Source organism: Flavobacterium sp., from assembly GCF_024305175.1.
Taxonomy (GTDB): Bacteria; Bacteroidota; Bacteroidia; order Flavobacteriales; family Flavobacteriaceae; genus Flavobacterium.
The window spans coordinates 1-20,025 of sequence record NZ_JAMWYY010000036.1 but is presented as its reverse complement, the minus strand read 5'-3'; the positions used below and the strand labels follow the sequence as shown (position 1 = coordinate 20,025).

Genomic DNA, 20,025 nt, shown 5'->3' with positions numbered 1-20,025 from the left:
ATATATATACAAAAGCCTGCTAATCATTAGCAGGCTTTTGTGTTATTCTACGGTAATTTCATCAATAAAGATAAAAGCTTCACCACCATGCCCCTGGTGCCAATCGGGCAGCGTGCCATAATTGTAGGCTTTAACCTTTATGTAGCGGGCTTTTATACCATCGGCAGCAATGCTTAAACTCTCTATTTGTGTGTTATAGTCATCTGCCGGGATGGTATTATCAACACTGCCAATAAGCTTAAAATCTTTGTTGTTATCGCTGGCATAGTATTCTACTTTAACCGGCATAAGTATCCAGGAACGGCTGTCCTGTAAAAAGTTGGCAGCTATACTGCTTACAGGCATTTGTTTTTGAAGGTCTATTACCGCTTCAAAGTCCTGCCCCTGATAGCCCTGCCAGTCGCCTTTGCGCCAGTTACCGTCACCATAAATACCGTCTGTAAGACCATTAGCACCGCCTGCATGATATTGACGGTTGTATTCAGACAGTAGCCTCACGGTGTAGTCGTTTGGCTTCTTCACAAAATTAGCTGTAACCACATGGCTTATAGTCCTCCCTTTTTCCGCATAGGCACGAATCTGGCAGCTTTCGGTTACCTCAAATGGCCCGGTATATTCTTCAAAACTGCGGCTTTGGTGTTCATTACTTTCTGTATTGATGATGTAATACATTTTATCAGCACCAAAAGGAGCTTTCATTTCAATTTGCATACTGCCTTTGAAAGCCTTACCACCTGCAAGCACTACAGGAACAGGAACAATATCTGTTGCTGATGAATCTATTACCGATGTTGGCCTGCTTCGGTACTCTTCTTCTGTGTAGTTTAAAAAACGCAAATTGTCAACAGGCATTATTTTGCCCGTAGTTTTGGTGGTACCATCTTCTAAATGGATAGTGGTCTCTTCAAAATAGGGTTGTACAGGCGTCCAGATCTTCTTACCGGGCGTAACGGGATAAATCCCCATACTGCTCAACACATACCACGCGCTCATCTGCCCGCAGTCTTCATTACCAATAAGCCCGTCGGGCGAATTTTTATAAAAGTTATCGAGTATGTAATGTACTTTCTCTTTTGTTTTGTCAGGTTTATCTACATAGTAGTACAGGTATGCCATGTGGTGGCTCGGCTCGTTGCCGTGTGCATACTGCCCGATAAGGCCTGTAACATCTGCCTGTTCGCGCCCTGTAGTTCGGCTTGGAGCATTAAACATTTCATCAAGCTTGGCTTCAAAGGCGTCAGCACCGCCATAGGCTTCAATCATTCCTTCTATATCCTGCGGCACGAAAAAACTGTATTGCCAACTATTGCCTTCTGTAAAGTTGTTATTTACCTCACGCGGGTCAAACGGTGTGTCCCACCCGCCGTTCTTTTTAGGGCGCATGTGCTTAACTTCGGGGTCAAATATATTCTTCCAGTACTGAGAGCGTTTCATAAAGAATAGGTAATCATCATTTTCTCCCAACATCTGCGCCATTTGTGCAATGCACCAATCGTCATAGGCATACTCAAGGGTTTTAGATACGCATTCGTGCTCGTCGTCAATACTGATAAAACCCTGGTATTTATAGGCATTAAGCCCGAAATGCTCCTGCATGGCGCTATGCCTTGCCGCCTCATACGCTTTTTGGTAGTCAAACCCTCTGATGCCTTTTGCCATAGCATCGGCTATTACCGAAACAGAGTGATAGCCAATCATGCAGTCGGTTTCATTACTTGCCAGTTCCCAAACCGGCAGCCTGCCGCCCTGCTCATATTGATTAATAAAAGTATTAATATAGTCGGCTGTCCGTTTTTTATCGATAAGCGTATAAAGCGGATGCGCGCCACGGAAGGTATCCCAAAGCGAGAATACGGTATAATAATCAAAACCTTCGGCTTTGTGTATTTCAGTATCGCGCCCGCGGTACATACCATCAACGTCCATAGCAATGTTGGGCTGCATCATGGTGTGGTACAGTGCGGTATAGAATATGGCAAGTTTATCTTTATCCGATGAGGTCACTTCTATTTTAGAAAGCTCTTCATTCCAAAGTTTCTCGGCAGCTTTTCTGGTTTTTTTAAAATTCCACTTTGGCAATTCGGCTTTCATATTCTTTGCCGCACCTTCATAGCCTGTAGGCGATAGTGCTACTTTTACAAGCAGCTTTTCACCTTTTTTAACCTCGGTACTAAAACTTAGCGCAAGCAACGAACCGGCAAAAAAAGTATCGGTAGTTCTTGCAGGAGCAAAAGCATTGTTATTTACGGCAGTAACCTTCATAGGTTTGCTGAACTCTATGCGTGCATATACATACTGGTTTCGCGCCCATGCCTCGCTTTGGCGAAGTACCTCAATGGTTTTAGCATCAATTATGCGTACTTCACCCATCAGCAGGTGGTCGCGGTGGTTAAGGTCGAGTACTATATTGGCCTGTCCTTTTTTGCTGAAGGTGTACTGATGCAGCCCGGCACGTGGGGTTGCGGTAAACTCTGTTTTGATAGTATCATCATCCAATATTACGCTATAGTAACCCGCACTCGCGGTTTCATTGTCATGAGAAAACGTTGAGGAATACTCCTTTTTGTCAAGGCTTGGTTCGCCCATGGTAGGCATCAGCATAATATCGCCGTAGTCTGATACGCCGGTGCCGTTAAGGTGCGTATGTGAAAACCCGTAAATAACATTGTCGGAATAATGATAGCCGCTGCAACCGTCCCAACTGCCGTCTATACGGGTATCGGGGCTTAGCTGCACCATGCCGTGTGGCACCGTAGCGCCGGGAAATGTATGCCCGTGCCCGCCTGTACCGATAAACGGGTTAACGTATTTGTGGTATTCCTGTGCGGGTGCAGTTATGGCGGTAAGTAGCACAATAGCCAACAGCAGTTTTTTCATTGTGTGTATTGTTATGTTTAGTATGTTGTTGCAGTGTACTAAGATAACGAATTTAGATGCTGTTTCTTGCTTAAGATAGCATGCTTTGCGCGGCCACTGCCTCTCATCTGGTTCTATTTAGCCAGTACGCCGTCTTTATAAATTACAGGGACTTCGGTAAGGTTATCTGTACTGATGCTGCCCGCAGTAAAGCTGAAGTTTTTATCATATAGCGTGTTTCCTTTAAAAAAGGTTACCATAAAGCTGTTATTCAGCTCCAGTACGCTTTCCTCTATCATTTCAATCTTTACAGCACTATTGGCAGGAACTTCGGTAAAGGCGTGGCGCATGGTGCTTGTTTTGCGTTCTTCGCCGTTAATAAGCCCGCTGGCATTGCTTACCACAATGAGGGTTTCCAGTTTTTCATCGCTGTCATTAACCAGGTAGGCATACCAGGTGTTTTCCATAAAATCGTCGTTCCACTCCTGCAGGGCGGCTACATATACATTTTCTACTTTCGGGATAACAATATCTTTTTTCATTTCTTTAATATACTTTTTACGGGTTAGGTTTTACCTTTACTGCAAACACTTTACCGATGAAACGTTTGCAATTAATATGCCTGTTTGCCATATTGAGCCTAACAGCGTGCAAAGATGGCAAAAATGCCGCTGATGCGCAAAACAAGACTGAACCTTCGGCAGAAGCGCCCGGACTGGAAAACGATAAAGTGCCCGATATGCATAACAGCGAGAATGCCCTCGACTGGCCCGGTAAATACAGCGGCGTATTACCCTGTTGGGAGGGTTGCGACGGTTACAAGCACGTGATTGAACTGCATAATGACAACAGCTATGTTTTATGGCTGCAAAAACTGGGGCAGGAAAAAGAACCCAGAGAAATTAAAGGCAGCTTTACGTGGAATGAAGAAGGCATAATTATTACCCTTGATGCAGAGGGTGACCATCTTAAATTCAGGGTAATGGAGAACATGCTAAAAAAGCTGGATAAGTTTGACAATGAAGAAAAGGGTGCGCCACAGGCGCGGTACCTGCTGCGTAAAATACAATAAGTTTATTGAAAGCAATCTTTCTCTGCCCACTGTAATGCTTCGGGCAGATGCATAGAAGAAAACTCAATATGTATTACCCGCCTTTGCTTTTTGTTGGTGGTGCGAGATGAGCTGTGCATAATAAGGGGCTTCATAATCATTATACCGCCTTTGGGCACATTGCACGTAATTTCCTGCTCAATATCCTTTCCTAAAGCTTCAGGGCGGTACACTTTTTTAAGGTGTGTGCCGGGTATTACTTTAAGCGCTCCGTTATTTCCGTCGGTATCATCAAGGTGGATGCGTACTGTATAAATGTTTTCGAGTACTTCTAAAGGTGGTTGTACTGCATATTGCCCCTGCTTTTTTGTCCACGGCCCAAAACCTGTAATTTCAGCTTTATCCTTTACGGATATTGTGAGATCCTGATGCCACGCAACATACCAATTCGACATTTGCGGCTTATCAAAATAAATGCTTTTCACCACAAAATAAGAATCTCCGAAAAGCTGCTGTACAACCTTTCGGAGATTATCATTAAATAGTGTTTCTTTTAAATCCGGAAACTCTTTTAAAAACTGCCTTATCGCAAAAAGGCCTTCCGTGCGGCGAAAAGTATCACTTTGCGAGTTATTATTATTTATAGCAGTAATAATTTCATCCGCTTCACCATCCGTATAAATGTTACTGATAACAGTAAAGCCATCCTGCAAAAGCTGTTCGCTATGGCTTTTAAACTGCATTATATCGTAGCCTTAAACTGTTCTAAGAAACGCACATCGTTTTCATAAAACATACGGATGTCGCTTATCTGGTACAGCAGCATAGCAATACGCTCTATACCCATACCAAAGGCAAAACCGTTATACTTGGTATCATCTATGCCGCAGTTCTTTAAAACATTAGGGTCAACCATACCGCAGCCCATAATTTCCAGCCAGCCTGTACCTTTTGTAATGCGGTAGTCGGTTTCGGTTTTAAGCCCCCAGTAAATATCTACCTCGGCACTTGGCTCTGTAAAGGGGAAATAACTTGGGCGCAGGCGTATTTTGCTCTTGCCGAACATTTCTTTGGTAAAATATAATAATGTCTGCTTCAGGTCGGCAAACGAAACATCTTTATCTATATACAGTCCTTCAATCTGGTGGAAAATACAGTGTGAGCGTGACGAAATAGCCTCATTACGGAACACTCTTCCCGGAGATATGGTACGGATGGGCGGCTTGTTGTTTTCCATATAGCGAACCTGTACCGATGAGGTGTGCGTGCGCAGCAGCACATCAGGGTTGGTTTGTATAAAAAAAGTGTCCTGCATATCGCGTGCCGGGTGATATTCCGGCAGGTTAAGCGCAGTAAAGTTATGCCAGTCGTCTTCAATTTCAGGGCCTTCACTCACGTTAAAGCCTATGTTGGAGAAAATGTCTATAATCTGGTTCTTAACGATAGAAATAGGATGGCGGGAGCCAATAGTAAAAGGCTCGCCGGGGCGGGTAAGGTCGCCATAAATGCCTTTAGCCTCTTCCTTGCTTTCCATAGCTTCGGTAAGGTCTTTTACCTTGTCCTGTGCCGCATTTTTAAGGCCGTTGATTACCTGTCCGAACTCTTTCTTCTGTTCGTTGGGCACGTTCTTAAATTCGGCAAGAAAATCATTTACAATCCCTTTTTTACCCAGGAATTTTATACGGAATGCTTCCAGTTCTTCTTTGCTCTGCGTGCTGAAAGCCTCGGCTTCGGCTATATACCCTTTAATCTTGTCTATCATTGTTATTCTAGTAAAGCGAATGCAAATTTAGGCATTTTAAAAATGTTGTGCCATCTATTCTTTTCTATTATTCTTCACCTGTGGTTATGAAGTTTTACGATATAACACCCTTCTCCATAAAATAATCCACTATAGCGCCTTTCATTAAAACTGACTGTTCGCCGGCTTTAAGTGCCGGCAGTTGCTCTTTTACAATGTAATGGGGCCAGCCGTCTTCATCAAAATAGTCAAATTCATAATAACCGTATGGTTCCAGCAAACGGCAGATGGCAATGTGCATTAGGTTTACCTTTTCATCTTTCTTAAACTTGCGGTTAAATTTACCCAGTTCCTGTACCCCTATCAGGTAAATAATAGCATCAAGGTCAAGCTTTTCGCCATCGGCAAAGCGGTTAGATAGTATCGTTACAAGCTGTTCCCAGCGTTCTTTCAGTTGTTCGTCGCGCGACATATATCATGTTTATAAGCGCAAAGATAGTGCGTTTGCATTTAATGCCGCGTGCTTTTTGGTTTGCATAATCGGCAGGGAAGGTTAACTTTGCCTTATGGCGGTTATAGACATACTTATCGGGCTTGCCCTGCTGTACGGACTCATCCGCGGTATGTGGAAAGGCCTCTTTGCAGAGCTTGCCGCATTACTCTCGCTGGCACTGGGGCTTTATGCGGCTATAAAGTTTTCGGGGTATATGGGCAACTGGCTAAACGGCGTTTTTGGCTGGGAAGACAAATACATTAAAATTGCCGCCTTTATCCTCACGTTTGCTATAGTTGTGGTAGTGGTAACCGTAATGGGGCGTGTGTTTACCAAAATGGCCGGGCTGGTTATGATGGGCTGGCTCAACAGGTTGCTGGGCGGATTGTTCGGGCTGATTAAATGGGCGCTGATAGTAAGTGTGCTGCTCAATTTTTTTATGCAGATGAACAGCAGCAATGCACTTGCCGATGAAACCACCCTGCAAAAATCTGTTTTCTTTTACCCGGTACTAAAGGTTTCTCGAACCCTGTACCCGGTATTGGAAGAATGGGTGGCCGACTTTAAAGATGCCACAGCAAAGCCTGCTGATACTGAAGAAGAACCGACAGATGAGGAACCTATTGAAGGGCTTGACAGGTCAGTTTAATTCAATTTGAAAATTAAGATTCCTCGACAAGCTCGGAATGGAACCAATAATACATTTTCAAACTACCAAATTTTCAAATCGATTAATTATTTAATTTCTCGGATAGCATCTTTAATTATCCAGCCTTCGCTGTCGTCTTCAAGCTCAATTTTCTTGTAATTGCCAAGTGTTTCTTTTACAAAAACCTTTGTGCCTTCGTGCAGTATAAAAGCATCGGTTGCGGTATCGTTAGGCTCGCTTTTTACCGACACTACCTCGTCAAATACTATTGCCGGGCGTTCTTTATTGCTTTCCGATTTTACAAAAACTGCCGAGAGTACCGATATAAGTATTGCCACTAATGCTGCCAGCATGGCAACAAAGAAAACCCTTTTTAAAAGTGTGGTACCCGAAAAGTAATAGCCTATAAAAAACAACATGAAAAATACAGAGCCTCCAATTGCTGCCCATGCCCAGGTATCATAATGATAACTGCCGGTAAAATTATACAGCATTTTGCTAAAGCCCACCTGTGGCACTGCCTCAATATTATCAATGGTCATTTTGCGGGCATAGTCCAGGTTTATTTTGGTGTCTTTGTCATTCGGCTTTAATAGTAACGATTTTTCATAATTGTAAATAGCAGGTGCCACCCGGTTCATTTTATAATAAGCATTGCCCAGGTTAAAATATACCTCAGCCGATTCCTGCCCGTTTTTTAGTATGCTCTCATAACTTTCGGCTGCTTTTTTATACTTACCCTGGCGGTACAGCTCGTTGCCTTTTTCAAATGCCTGCTGTGCCCAGCCGTGAAGGGTAAAGAATAGTGCAAGTATATATATCAGTTTCTTCATTGTTGGGTAACTATACATAATACGTACTAAATTTCTTTTTCAAGCTTTGTTATTACTTTAACGGCATTGTCATAATCCTGCTGCATGGCTGCCCCGCTTGATGGCGCATACCTTGCAAACTCACAACTGTTCATTATCTTAATGAACTCCTCAACCGTTTCGGCTTTAGCGCCTCTTGTAAGTAGCAACTCCTGTATATTAGGTTTCGTCATTTCAGATGTTTCTAGGTTCAGCTTCGCCTTAAGGAAGTTATGAAGGGCTTTTTCCAGCGCCACATAAAACGGCTCTTTACTGCCCAGTTGCTTTTTGGCTTCGCCCAGGTATTTTTTGGCAAGCCTGTTGTTTTTGCGTATTCGGTTGCCCGTAACATCATTATCGCGTGCCTGCTTTTGCCTTTTTGCCAGTACTATAAATGGTATTGCAACAAATGGTGCAAAAAGCAGCGCATAGAACAACCCTGAACCAAAAAAGTCTTTTTGGCCTATAGGCTTAAGAGAAGTAGCAAGATCAACAAACCGGAACTGCTCCCTTGCTTTTACATCCTGTTTTGATGTGCCAGAGCCCATAGCGGTAGCATCGCCCCCGGCAGATACAGGCCCGTCCTGCACATCTATCATAATTTCATCTGACGTGATGGTCTTATACCTGCCTGCCGAAGTATCAAAATAAGAGAACGACATTGCCTTTACAGGATACTTGCCTTTATTTTGCGGTATGATGGTATAATTATCAGATATGCTGCCGCGCATGCCGCTAAGCGGTATTGAGATATTTTCTTTATGCTCAGGGTCATACATTTCAAGCGCCGAAGGCACAACAGGTTTAGGCAATGTAAAGAGTTTAAGGTTGCCCGTACCGCTTACAGATACATTTAACTGTAACGATTCACCTGCATTAAGCTTTGTTTTATTAGGCGTTACCTTAAAATCGAATTTACCCACTGCCCCGTTAAAATCTGCCGGCCTGCCACTTTCCGGCAGCGGTTTTACATTGATGTATTTTGTACCACTCGACATGTTTTTGTTAACCTGCGTCATAAACTGGTTCCCAAAAAAGTCCCTGCGGCCTGTTGGCACATCAATAGTCAGTTCAAGGGTAAGCGGCTCAATCTCAAGCCTGCCGCTTTTTTGCGGGTATAACACAACCCTTTTAAGCACCACATAGCGGTAGCTTTCGCCGTTATAGGTGCCCTGCTGCACGCCGTTATCTTTTACGGGTATATCCTGGCTCCAAAAATCGTTAAACTGCGGTACATCTACCTGGCGTGTGCCACGCACACTGGCATTGGGGCTTACATATAATTTGTAAACCACGCTTATAGGTTCATTTACATAGGGGTTGTTGTCGCTTACCTCTGCCACTACATGTATGCCTTCGCCTGCATCCTGTTGGGGTGCGTTAGGATCATTGGCATTTTTTACGGCTGCCGTAACAGTAACCTTAAAAGGTATGGTTTTATAGGTTTCACCATTAATTTCGATACTGGCCTGCCCAACGGTAAAGGTTCCCCGTGCTGTTGGCGTAAGTACATAGGTATAGGTTTTACTAAAGGTACGCTTGCCGTTTACCCACGAGTTGCTTATCATCTGGCTTGGACCAGATGCCCTGAAGCCCTCAAAAGAAGGAGGGTTAAAGTTGTCGCCGTCCTCATTCATGGTAAACTCCACCCTGAGGCGTTCGTTTACGCCCAGCGTGGTTTTACTCGGAACCGCTTTAAATTCTACCTGCTGGGCAAAAACCGCCTGAAGGCACAACAGCAATAATAGTAAGATGTGTTTTTTCATTGCTTTTCTCTAATCCTTAACTTGAAAACAGTTTCAAATCAGTATCAATCATCAGGCCGTTACCAGTCTTTTTCAGGCTGTTTGGGCTGCACCTTTACTTTACGGGCGTTAACCTTGTCCTGTATCTTTTTTTCTTCGTTGTTCATGGCATCCAGCAGGTTTTCCATGCGCTGCCTGCCCGGGCTTGGGCCATCCTGCTCCTGTTCGCCTCCTTCTCCTGCCTTATCTTCTTCGTCTTTGCCCTGGCTTTTATCCTTTTGGTCGCCTTTGTCCTTGTTGTTATCTTTATCTTTCTGGTCGCCCTTGTCTCCTTTATCCTTATCGTCGCCACCGCCACCGCCGCCCTGGTCTTTCGGCTGCTGGTTTTTGTCCTGCTTGTCTTTTTGGTCTTTCTTCTGGTCCTGCGGAGGCTGCGGCTTGGGTGGGTTTTCCTTCAGCATCTTTTTGGCAAGGGCAAAGTTATAACGGGTTTCCTCGTCATACGGGTTATTGCGCAAGGCATTTTTATAGGCTTCCACTGCTTTTTGATAATCTTTTGTTTTCATCAGCACATTGCCTATATTATGATAAGCCTTATGCTTTAGCGCCTTGTCGTCAGATCCTTCCACTGCCTTTAGGTAGGCATAGGCAGCCTCAATTTCCTGCCCCTGCCTGTAAATGGCATTGCCCAGGTTATAAGATGCTTTGTTGCTGCCCTGGTTTTGTGATTGTGCTATCCGGTAGTTGGCCTCTGCAGAGGCATACTCTTTATCTTCATACTGTCTGTTGCCCTTTGGCAGGTATTTTTTATCTTCTTCCTGCGAAAAAGCAAGCACTGCCATCAGCAGCATAATGTATGTAAATGAGGTTTTCAGCTTCATTGTTCTTTTTCGTTAAACAGGTTAAGTTTCCTAATCCACGCTGTGCGTTTTTCCAGCATAAAAATTTCGAGGAACAGCAAAACAAAAGCCGCGCCTAAAAACCACTGGAACTGCGAGTCATACAGCGATATTTCTTTCGACTCAAATTCTGTCTTTTCTACGTTCTCAAGTGCTTTAGATACATATTGCTCTACATCGCGCGTGCTGCCGCCATAAACATAGCCTCCCTGTGTGGCTTCGGCTATAGCCTTTAGCTCGTTAGGGTACATTTTTGTAACCACTACCTCGCCATTGTTATCGCGCTTAAAGCTTTCTGTAATACCGTTCCGCTTTAGCGGAATGGGTCCGCCTTTCTCGGTACCCACGCCCACCGTTATTATTTTAATGCCTTTTTCCTTTGCCAGCCTTGCCGCTTCTATACTGTCCTGCCCGTGGTCTTCACCGTCAGATACCAGTATTACCAGCTTGCTGGTTTGCGGGTCATCAAAAAAAGTGGTTGCAAGCTCCAGCGCCTCGCTTATGGCAGTACCCTGAGAGGAAACCATATCGGTATTCATGTTTTGCAGGAACATTTTAGCCACGCTGTAATCAGATGTAATCGGTAAAACAGGGTAGGCGCTGCCGGCATAGCCCACTATACCAATCCTGTCGTTACCCAGTTCGTTTATTATTTGCGATACTATCTGCTTCGATTTTTCGAGCCTGCTTGGCGCAACATCTTCTGCCAGCATACTCTTAGATACATCTATGGCAAACACAATATCAATACCCTCGCGTTTAACGGTTTCGGTCTTGGTGCCTATTTTCGGGTTTACCAGCGCAATAATTATGCCTGACAGCCCAAGCAGTACAAATGCCAGCTTTAGCGCAGGCTTAAATACCGATCGCTCCGGCGTTAGCCGTTTTACAAGCTCGGTATTGCCAAACTCGCGCTGTTTTTTGCGCTGCCACCACAGGTTGATGAGGTACAGCACCACCAGCACGGGCACTATGCCTAAAAAATACAGGTATTTGGGTTCGTCTAATTCGTACATGGTTAAATAAAGCTTCTGTAAACGGTTTTTCTAAGCAGTACCTCTGCAAGCAGCAGCCCCAGCGCGGCTAATACCCACGGGCGATACTTTTCGTCATAATTATAAAACTTCTCCTCGTTTATCTCGGTAGTCTCCAGCTTGTTTATCTCGTCATAAATAGCCTTTAGCTTGCTGTTGCTTGTTGCCCTGAAGTATTGCCCGTCAGTAGTTTTGGCAATTTCCTTCATCAGCGATTCGTCTATCTCCACTTTCATCATCTGGTATAAAAAGCGGCCGTCATCTGTTTTAGCATAGGGGAACATAGCGTTGCCGTTTGTACCGATGCCAATGGTATATACCTTAATGTCATACTCTTTAGCTATTTCGGCAGCCATGCGCGGGTCTATAAAGCCGGCATTGTTAACCCCGTCTGTAAGCAGTATTATTACCTTGCTTTTTGCCTTGCTTTCCTTAAGGCGGTTAATGGCTGTGGCAAGCCCTACGCCTATACCGGTACCATCCTGCAAAACGGTATCGTCATACTTAACCGATTGTATTGCCTGCTTTACCAGTTCTTTATCGCTGGTTACGGGAGTTTTGGTGTAACTCTCCCCGGCATAAACAACAAGCCCTATCCTGTCGTTAGGTCGGTTGTCTACAAAGGTGGCGGCTACATCTTTAAGGGCTTCAAGGCGGTTAGGCTTAAGGTCTTTGGCAAGCATACTGCCCGAAACGTCCATTGCCATAACAATATCGATACCCCTTGTTGTGCGTATTTTGCTGCTTACATCTACACTGCGCGGGCGGGCAAGCGCCACGATCATGGCACTGAGCGCCAGCAGGCGCAGCACGAATAATGCAGGCTTAAGTTTTGCCAGTAAAGAGGGGGCAGCCTTAAAGCCGTTAAGCGTGCTTATGGTGAGCGTTGCCGTTTGCTGTTTCCTTTTCCAGATGTACCAGCCTATTGCCGCAGGGAGCAGCAGGAACAGCCAAAACATTTGAGGATGTAAAAAAGTAACGTCTCCCATTGTTAGTTCAGTTTATATATTTCGATGGAATTCTTAACCCTGTCCAGCACCTGTGCGCCATACTCATCGCCCTCACGATACATAATTGATACTATCTGGAGGCCGTTTTCCTGCTTAAAGAAAAGCAGTTCATAATACATGCGCTGCATTTGTTTGGTTACCGGGTGCGGCGTAGCCATATTACCATAGGCACGTAACCCCTGCAGGCCGCCCGGTGTGGCAAATTCCTCAGTTTTTACTATGATATCCCTGCTTCCTGCGGCTTCCATAACCTGTATGTAGCCTTCGGCAGTACGGGCAAGATCGGGGTCTATTTCCTGCTTATAGCGCATGGTGCTTACGCTTACGCTAAAATGGCCGCCCAGCGTTCCGTAGCTAAACACCTGCATTTCTTTATAAATTGCCATTGCATTTTCAGGATATAATTTTTCAACATCCTGGCGTATGAGCACTTTGGGTGTTTCTATTACTATTGGCGGACTGCCGTAGGCGCTTTTAATCCATTCTCCGGCTAAAAGCTGCTCGCTGCTTTCGCCGTAAGCTTTTAAAGCAATGGCCCTGCCGACAAAAAATAAGCCTGTAAGCAATACTAAAGCTGCCGCAACAATAATAATGATGCGTTTTTTCTTCCGCTTCTGTATGGCCTCTTTTTTGCGTTGTGCCTCAAGCCATGAAAGGGTATGCTCTTCGTCTTCCTCTTTTTCCTCCGGTATGCTCTGGTCTATCTTAACGATGGTTTTTTCTATACGGCTGCGGTCTTCGGCAATCTCAAAGTCGACCGGGCGCACCTTGGCAAATTTTACCATATCGGCATTACGCAGTACTTTCTCGAGCTCTTCAAAGGTTTCCTGTGTCAGTTTCATGTTCTTGCGGCGTACGGCGTTGCGCATTGCATCTATCAGTTCTCCGGTGGTGCTCTCCATTGCCGGTATGTGTATGGCCTCTTCTATGTAGGTACGGGCAATATCGGTAAGTTCGCTGTAATAATCTTTAACCGCACCTTTTTGTAGTAGTGACTTACTTTCAAGCGCTTTTAGCTGTGTTGTGGCTTTCTCTATAGGAGAAGTATAATGCACTTCTTCCTCTTTAACCTCCGGTTTTTTGCGTTTTTTAATAAACCACCATACACCAAAAGCTATTGCCGCCGCAACAACGATGCCTGCAAGCAGCCAGATCCAGAAACTGTTGCTGCCCGATGCAGTAGCCACATCCTTAATGTCGTACATTTTCTGTTGCAGTGTATCTACCGCTACAGGAGTGACTTCTATGGTGAGCGAATCAGTTTTTATATTGGTGTTATTTATAAAAACAGGCAGTTGCGGTACTACATACCGCCCGGAGTCAAACTGCGTGAGCCCATATTTTTTGACAAGCTCATACATTGCCCCCTTGCGCACGGTATCTACAGGGTAGCTTTCCAGCACTTCGAGCTGCCCGAAGTTCTTACCTTCGGGGAAGTTTACCTTAGCTGCTATATCAACAGTTGTTTTTAATGTAAGGTTAAACTGCGAGCCTATTTTTATGCGGGTAGAATCGATACTTGTTTCCACCTTTGGCTGTTGTGCAAACAATGTTGCCGCCGCCAGTAGCATGAAAATAGTAAAGTATTTATGTAGTTTTATGTGTTTCATGGTTGTATAACAACGTGATTATGACCGGGCTTTAAAATAGCCGAGCAGCCTGGTAACATACGATTCGTCTGTACGGGTGCTTACCGCCCCTGCACCGCAACGGCTAAAGGTTTCCTTAAAATATTTTACCTTATCCTGATAGTATTTTTCATATTGAAGCCTTACCTGCTTAGAGCCTGTGTTTACAAGCACCGATTCACCTGTTTCGGCATCCGTCATGTTTACAATGCCCAGGTTGGGCATCTGCTCCTCCCGGTGGTCATAAACCCTCACGCCCGTTACATCGTGCCGTTTGGCGGCAATTTTAAGGGTGTGCTCATAACCTTCGGTAATAAAGTCGGATATCAGGAACACTATGGCTTTCTTTTTTTGCACCCCGCTCAGAAATTTTAGTGCCTGCGCCAAGTCTGTTTTTTTACTTTTGGGTGCAAATTCTATCAGTTCCCGGATGATGCGCAGTACATGGCTCTTTCCCTTTTTTGGCGGGATATAAAGCTCAATCTGGTCTGAGAACAATATCAGCCCTATTTTATCATTGTTTTGCGTAGCGCTGAATGCCATAGTGGCAGCAATCTCGGTAACAATATCTTTTTTAAAAGCATTTTGCGACCCGAAGCTTTCAGAGCCGCTCACATCTACCATCAGCATCATGGTGAGTTCGCGCTCTTCTTCAAAAACCTTTATGTAGGGTTCGTTGTAACGGGCGGTAACATTCCAGTCTATAGCGCGCACATCGTCGCCAAACTGGTACTGCCGCACTTCGCTAAAGGTCATACCCCGCCCTTTAAAAGACGTGTGGTACTCTCCCGAGAAAATGTGGTCGCTCAGCCTCCGGGTTTTTATCTCTATTTTCCGAACCTTTTTAAGTATCTCTTTTGTATCCATTTTCTTTTGTTTAAAGTTTAATGTTTCAGGTTCAAAGTTGAGCAAACTAATCTCTTAACTTTAAACCTTAAACTTTGAACAAATTTTATGGTACTTCAACCTGGTTCACTATTTTATTGATGATATCCATAGAGGTTATGTTCTCGGCTTCGGCTTCATAAGTAATGCCTATCCTGTGGCGCAACACATCGTGCACTACCGCCCTTACGTCTTCCGGTATTACATAGCCCCTGCGCTTAATAAATGCGTAGCACTTGGCAGCTATGGCAAGATTGATACTTCCCCTTGGCGATGAGCCGAAGCTGATAAGCGGCTTAAGGCTGTCCAGTTTGTACTGCTCAGGATAACGTGTTGCAAATATCAGGTCGAGTATGTATTTCTCTATTTTTTCATCCATATACACCTCACGAACGGCCTGCTGTGCACGCAATATCTGTTCCAGCGATACTACTTGGTTTACCTTCTCAAAAGCACCCTTCAGGTTTTGGCGGATAACCAGCCTTTCGTCTTCAATTTTAGGATAATCTATAACCGCCTTTAGCATAAAACGGTCAACCTGTGCTTCAGGCAGTGGGTAAGTACCTTCCTGCTCAACAGGGTTTTGGGTAGCCATAACCAGGAAAGGTTTTTCCAATTTAAAGGTTTCCTCGCCAATGGTTACCTGCTTTTCCTGCATGGCTTCCAGCAGGGCACTCTGCACTTTTGCCGGGGCACGGTTAATTTCGTCAGCTAAAACAAAGTTGGCGAATATCGGCCCTTTTTTTATGGAGAATTCATTTTGCTTAATGTTGTAGATAAGTGTTCCTACCACATCGGCAGGAAGCAGGTCGGGCGTAAACTGTATACGGCTGAAACTGCCGTGCACCGCCTGGCTAAGCGTGTTTATAGCAAGGGTTTTGGCAAGCCCCGGCACACCCTCAAGTAATATGTGCCCCTGGCCCAAAAGCCCTATAAGCAGCCTTTCTATCATATACTTTTGCCCAACTATCACTTTGTTCATCTCCATGGTAAGGAGGTCTACAAAGGCACTTTCCCTTTCTATTTTTTCATTAATTGCCCTTATGTCTAAAGCAGCAGTATTTTCTTCCATATTATTTATCTTTTGGTGCTGTGAAGTTAATAATGTTAAAGTAACGGTGCAAATTGAAATTTAATATGTATTGCTTGTTAATGAGTTGTTAAATCGGCCGGAATGTTACACTATGCTAAAGCTTTAGCAAGCAGATTTTTCCTATTTTTAGCATCGCATTCTAAAATCATAATAACTGTTCTGTTTAATGAAAATTACCTTATCACCTATAATTGCGGGTGCCATGAACTGGGGTGTGTGGAGCAAAAACCTTACCACAACCGAAATGGCAGCCCTTATGCATTCGTGCCTGGAATATGGCATTACCACTTTTGACCATGCTGACATTTATGGCGGCTATACCACCGAGGCAGAATTTGGTGCGGCATTCAAGCACAGCGGCATAGCGCGGGAGCAAACACAGCTTATCTCTAAATGTGGCATACAGCACGTTACGGGCAATCGTAATAACCGTGTTAAGCATTATGACTACAGTAAAGAGTATATTATAAAATCTACCGAAGGTTCTTTAAAAAACCTGCATACCGATTATCTGGATGTCTTGCTGCTGCACCGCCCCAGCCCGCTTATGGAACCTGACGAAATAGCCGAAGCGGCAGAGCAACTGAAAGCTGACGGAAAAATCAAGGCTTTCGGGGTGTCTAACTTTACCAACAGCCAGACAGAACTTATCCGCTCGCGCACCGAGGTTTTTTGCAACCAGATAGAATTTTCGGCAACGGCCTACCAGCCGATGCTGGATGGTTCGCTCGACTATATGCACCTCAACAACATACGGGCGCTGGCATGGAGCCCTATTGGCTGTGTGTATAAAACGGATACCGAGCAAACACGCAGGCTTAAAGAGCTGCTGATGGAACTTGTTGTAAAATATGAAGTCACTGCCGATGTAGTACTACTGGCATGGATACTGCGCCATCCGGCAAAGATTATCCCGGTAACGGGCTCTGCAAACCCTGAAAGGCTTAAGAACCAGATGAGGGCTCCGGATGTGCAGCTTGAGCTGGAAGACTGGTTTGCCATCTGGACGGAGAGCATGGGGGAAAAGGTGCCGTAGAGCCCCCTAACCCCCAAAGGGGGAATCCACAACTTTCAATCTTAAATCGTTGAATCTTTAAATTAAAAATATGAAAACAGCATTGATAACAGGGGCAACCAGCGGTATAGGCAGGGCAACGGCAAAATATTTTGCCAAGAACCATTTCAGGCTTATACTGTGCGGGCGCCGCGACGACAGGCTGGCAGAGCTTCAGGATGAGTTTGCACCGCTAACGCGCGTGCACACCCTTAACTTTGATGTGCGCGATAAAGAGGCTGTTGCCGCTTCGATAGAAAGTATTCCTGACGACCTGAAGAATATTGACATACTGGTAAACAACGCAGGGAATGCCCACGGGCTTGACCCGATACAAAACGGCGACCTGAACGACTGGGACTCGATGATGGATATTAACGTTAAGGGCTTGCTGTATGTATCGAGAGCCATTATACCGGGCATGGTAGAGCGCAGGCACGGGCATATCATTAATATAGGCTCTATTGCGGGTAAAGAGGTTTACCCTAACGGTAATGTGTACTGCGCCAGCAAGCATGCGGTAGATGCCATAAACCAAGGCATGCGCATGGACCTTAACCAGTATGGCATACGGGTCGGCGCCATTAACCCCGGGCTTGTGGCAACAGAATTCAGCGAAGTGCGCTTTAAAGGCGATACTGACCGTGCAGCAGGGGTTTATAAAGGCTATGAACCGCTTAAAGCTGATGATATTGCCGATATTATAACCTTTGTGGTAACACGCCCGTATCATGTAAACATAGCCGACCTGATGGTACTGCCAACAGCGCAGGCAAGCGCAACTATATTGAATAAATCGGTATAAATGAGATTTTGTTCCATTTCGAATAAAGCGAAGCGAAATTGAGAAATCTTTTCAGCGAGGGAGAGATTTCTCGGCAAGCTCGAAATGGAAGAACTTATTAATAGTAAGTATATTTACAACATTGAAACCCGCAACCCGCAATGATTAACAAGCGCCTTCTCATAAAAAACCTGCTGGCTCATAATGATGAGAGCAGTTTTTATGACAAAAAGCGTCAGTTAAACCTGCATACTAAAGAGGGTAAGGGCAAATTCGTGAAACATATATGTGCCCTTAGCAACTCTAACCCTGCCAATGATTCTTATATAGTAGTTGGGGTAGAGGATAAAGATAACGAGATTGTAGGCACCGACTTTTATGATGACAGCCGCATACAAAATCTGGTTAATGCCTATCTTGATAATCCGCCACGCATACAATATGAAAATGTGCCTTTCCCCGGGCTGCCTAAAGACAAGGTTGTAGGGCTTGTTACCATAAGGCCCAACAACAAGATATCTTATTTTAAAAAGCCGGTACACACCATACCCTACGGCACTGCCTTTATGCGGCGGGGCAGCAATTCTGTTCCCGTAGAAAAAGCAGAAGAGATGAACTACCAGAATACTGCTACCGTAATAGATATAGAGAACAGCTCCCGTAACAGCATAGGCCATACGCTGGAAGGCGTAATAGATTTTTTAAACAACCGCCATAAAGATATGGCTTCGGGCTACAGGGTTTTTAAAGAACTGTTTATTGTATGCTGGGCAGGGAACAAAAAAGTGGTTAAGGGTAACAACTACTATTCGCGGGTAGATATAGAACTTATTAATGAGCAGGTAAAGCTGTTTTATTCGGCGCTGGATGAGGTAAGCATCCATTTTACAGATGACACTTTTTCTATAACCGAATATGTATCATTAGGGCTAAATGACAAAACCAGCTATTACCCATTGGAAAAAGTGAGCATCCATTTTCATGATAACGGCTACTATAATATGGAGAGCCAGATGTTGTTTGACCCTCCGCAGTACAACCGCAAAATGATGTATCATATTTATAATGCCAACCTTTCGCTTATTGCAAAGCTTGAGAAAGGCTTAGCGCTTTCTGAAAGGGAGGAGCGCGACCTGCACAACCTGCCCCATACACTGATGATATGCTACCTCAACGGTTTTGAGGATGCCAAATACAGACTGGCAGAAGCCAAGCCTTACCTTAAGGCATTTCCTGACGCTTCGGTATATGTTTCTTTTAAGGAAGCCATGAGGGTACTCCGCAAAATGAAATATGATAAAAATGATTAAGCCGGAAATTTATTTTCCCGGCTTAATTTTGAGAATAAAAAGTTTTAATTCAGATTATTCCAATAATTAGATGAACTCCTCGCTACTGAAAAAGCTGAAAACAAAGATGCTTTATCTGAATCGGTTAACTCATCAGACGCTAAGACTGTTTGAGAATAATAATTCAATATGTCAGAAATCTGAGCATCTGAAGACGCTTCAAATAATGCTCCCATAAATAATGACAGTACCATTTTGGTGTTATCCGAAATAAGGTTATTATCACTGTAGGAGCTTAACATGTAAGAATAGTCATATCCCATTTCTACATAGTTAACAGTAATCTCTGCTGCCAGATTGTTTACATTCTGAACACTGTCAGAGTTATAATACTCAAGTGTTTCTGCCCCGTAATTTTCAATCAAGTACTGATCTATAGGCATGTCTCCATTAAAAACATTAGCTAAAGCATCATTGTGGTAATCGCCTATGTCACAATTGGCATATTGATCAGGCACAACATAGTTCACATTAAAATCAGGATTTATTGGTTCGCCAACACCACCATCACCGCCCCCGGCAGTAGCCGATGCTGCGGCAACACCTGAAGCAGCAGCGGCAGTAACCCCTCCAACTACCGGATTAATAAGGGAGCCGAGCGCACCACCGGCAACATCGGCGGCAATTACACCAACAATCTTCCAAAACTTACCTTTTTTAGGCATTCCGGAAGCTGACCTGTTAATGCTCTCGTTATACGACCTTAATTCTTTTTCGATTCTTAAACTTTGGCTGGATGTTTCAGAATCGTTGCTTGTTGAACATGAAAAAATCATAAACAAGCACAGTGAAGTACTGATAATTTTTTTCATAATTAGTAAAATTTAGTTTAGAGATAAATCAAAATTAAAACATAATTCTCAAAAAATAAAGTATTTTTTAGTTTTTTAATGTAAAATATTA

General features: G+C 44.2%; 19 protein-coding genes. 5 read left to right on the top strand and 14 right to left on the bottom strand.

The annotated features are described in order from the left end of the window. Positions 1–42: 42 nt before the first annotated feature. Both Q0K96_RS09885 and Q0K96_RS09880 read right to left on the bottom strand, forming a co-directional pair. Positions 43–2,877 (bottom strand): GH92 family glycosyl hydrolase, encoded by a 2,835-nt coding sequence (locus tag Q0K96_RS09885; protein ID WP_297333830.1) that lies wholly within the window; start codon positions 2,875–2,877, stop codon positions 43–45. A gap of 113 nt (positions 2,878–2,990) precedes the next feature. Continuing rightward, a complete protein-coding gene (locus Q0K96_RS09880) occupies positions 2,991–3,398 on the bottom strand; it encodes a hypothetical protein (protein ID WP_297333829.1) in 408 nt (135 codons plus the stop codon). Between the two features lie 56 nt (positions 3,399–3,454). Here Q0K96_RS09880 and Q0K96_RS09875 point away from each other — a divergent pair, with 56 nt between their 5' ends. Continuing rightward, positions 3,455–3,928, top strand: a complete 474-nt coding sequence (locus tag Q0K96_RS09875; RefSeq protein WP_297333828.1) for a copper resistance protein NlpE — start codon at positions 3,455–3,457, stop codon at positions 3,926–3,928. Between the two features lie 2 nt (positions 3,929–3,930). On the opposite strand, the gene Q0K96_RS09870 is transcribed toward Q0K96_RS09875, so the two are convergent. The 3 genes from Q0K96_RS09870 to Q0K96_RS09860 form a co-directional block, all read right to left on the bottom strand. Beyond that, the gene (locus Q0K96_RS09870; RefSeq protein ID WP_297333827.1) at positions 3,931–4,650 is read right to left on the bottom strand and encodes a phytanoyl-CoA dioxygenase family protein; all 720 of its coding nucleotides are present in this window, start codon (positions 4,648–4,650) and stop codon (positions 3,931–3,933) included. Beyond that, positions 4,650–5,669, bottom strand: coding sequence for a phenylalanine--tRNA ligase subunit alpha (pheS, locus tag Q0K96_RS09865; protein WP_223053922.1), 1,020 nt, complete (start codon positions 5,667–5,669; stop codon positions 4,650–4,652). The genes Q0K96_RS09870 and pheS overlap by 1 nt, the downstream gene beginning before the upstream one ends. Positions 5,670–5,763: 94 nt before the next feature. After that, the gene (locus Q0K96_RS09860) at positions 5,764–6,120 is read right to left on the bottom strand and encodes a hypothetical protein (RefSeq protein WP_297333826.1); all 357 of its coding nucleotides are present in this window, start codon (positions 6,118–6,120) and stop codon (positions 5,764–5,766) included. 94 nt (positions 6,121–6,214) lie between these two features. On the opposite strand from Q0K96_RS09860, the gene Q0K96_RS09855 reads away from it, so the two are divergent. Then, positions 6,215–6,790 (top strand): CvpA family protein, encoded by a 576-nt coding sequence (locus tag Q0K96_RS09855; RefSeq protein ID WP_297333825.1) that lies wholly within the window; start codon positions 6,215–6,217, stop codon positions 6,788–6,790. Between the two features lie 86 nt (positions 6,791–6,876). On the opposite strand, the gene Q0K96_RS09850 is transcribed toward Q0K96_RS09855, so the two are convergent. From Q0K96_RS09850 to Q0K96_RS09815, 8 genes are all read right to left on the bottom strand, one after another. Beyond that, positions 6,877–7,623, bottom strand: coding sequence for a tetratricopeptide repeat protein (locus Q0K96_RS09850; protein WP_297333824.1), 747 nt, complete (start codon positions 7,621–7,623; stop codon positions 6,877–6,879). Between the two features lie 26 nt (positions 7,624–7,649). Then, positions 7,650–9,407: a BatD family protein gene (locus tag Q0K96_RS09845; RefSeq protein WP_297333823.1), complete on the bottom strand. Its 1,758-nt coding sequence runs from the start codon at positions 9,405–9,407 to the stop codon at positions 7,650–7,652. Positions 9,408–9,466: 59 nt separating this feature from the next. After that, complete coding sequence (locus Q0K96_RS09840) at positions 9,467–10,267, bottom strand: tetratricopeptide repeat protein (RefSeq protein WP_297333822.1); 801 nt, start codon at positions 10,265–10,267, stop codon at positions 9,467–9,469. Continuing rightward, positions 10,264–11,301, bottom strand: a complete 1,038-nt coding sequence (locus Q0K96_RS09835) for a VWA domain-containing protein (protein ID WP_297333821.1) — start codon at positions 11,299–11,301, stop codon at positions 10,264–10,266. The genes Q0K96_RS09840 and Q0K96_RS09835 overlap by 4 nt, the downstream gene beginning before the upstream one ends. A 2-nt stretch (positions 11,302–11,303) precedes the next feature. Then, entirely contained in the window at positions 11,304–12,308 is a 1,005-nt protein-coding gene (locus tag Q0K96_RS09830) for a VWA domain-containing protein (protein WP_223053914.1), read from the bottom strand. Positions 12,309–12,310: 2 nt separating this feature from the next. After that, complete coding sequence (locus tag Q0K96_RS09825) at positions 12,311–13,939, bottom strand: hypothetical protein (RefSeq protein ID WP_297333820.1); 1,629 nt, start codon at positions 13,937–13,939, stop codon at positions 12,311–12,313. An 18-nt stretch (positions 13,940–13,957) separates the two neighbouring features. Next, a complete protein-coding gene (locus Q0K96_RS09820; protein WP_297333819.1) occupies positions 13,958–14,824 on the bottom strand; it encodes a DUF58 domain-containing protein in 867 nt (288 codons plus the stop codon). An 85-nt stretch (positions 14,825–14,909) separates the two neighbouring features. Then, the gene (locus Q0K96_RS09815) at positions 14,910–15,914 is read right to left on the bottom strand and encodes a MoxR family ATPase (RefSeq protein WP_297333818.1); all 1,005 of its coding nucleotides are present in this window, start codon (positions 15,912–15,914) and stop codon (positions 14,910–14,912) included. A gap of 187 nt (positions 15,915–16,101) precedes the next feature. On the opposite strand from Q0K96_RS09815, the gene Q0K96_RS09810 reads away from it, so the two are divergent. From Q0K96_RS09810 to Q0K96_RS09800, 3 genes are all read left to right on the top strand, one after another. Further along, complete coding sequence (locus Q0K96_RS09810; protein WP_297333817.1) at positions 16,102–16,971, top strand: aldo/keto reductase; 870 nt, start codon at positions 16,102–16,104, stop codon at positions 16,969–16,971. 70 nt (positions 16,972–17,041) lie between these two features. Continuing rightward, entirely contained in the window at positions 17,042–17,794 is a 753-nt protein-coding gene (locus tag Q0K96_RS09805) for an SDR family NAD(P)-dependent oxidoreductase (RefSeq protein ID WP_297333816.1), read from the top strand. Positions 17,795–17,934: 140 nt separating this feature from the next. Beyond that, positions 17,935–19,083, top strand: a complete 1,149-nt coding sequence (locus Q0K96_RS09800) for an ATP-binding protein (protein ID WP_297333815.1) — start codon at positions 17,935–17,937, stop codon at positions 19,081–19,083. 44 nt (positions 19,084–19,127) lie between these two features. Here the strand turns inward: Q0K96_RS09800 and Q0K96_RS09795 are convergent, their stop codons facing one another. Next, on the bottom strand, positions 19,128–19,934 hold the full coding sequence (locus Q0K96_RS09795; protein WP_297333814.1) for a hypothetical protein: 807 nt from the start codon (positions 19,932–19,934) through the stop codon (positions 19,128–19,130). Between the last annotated feature and the right edge of the window lie 91 nt (positions 19,935–20,025).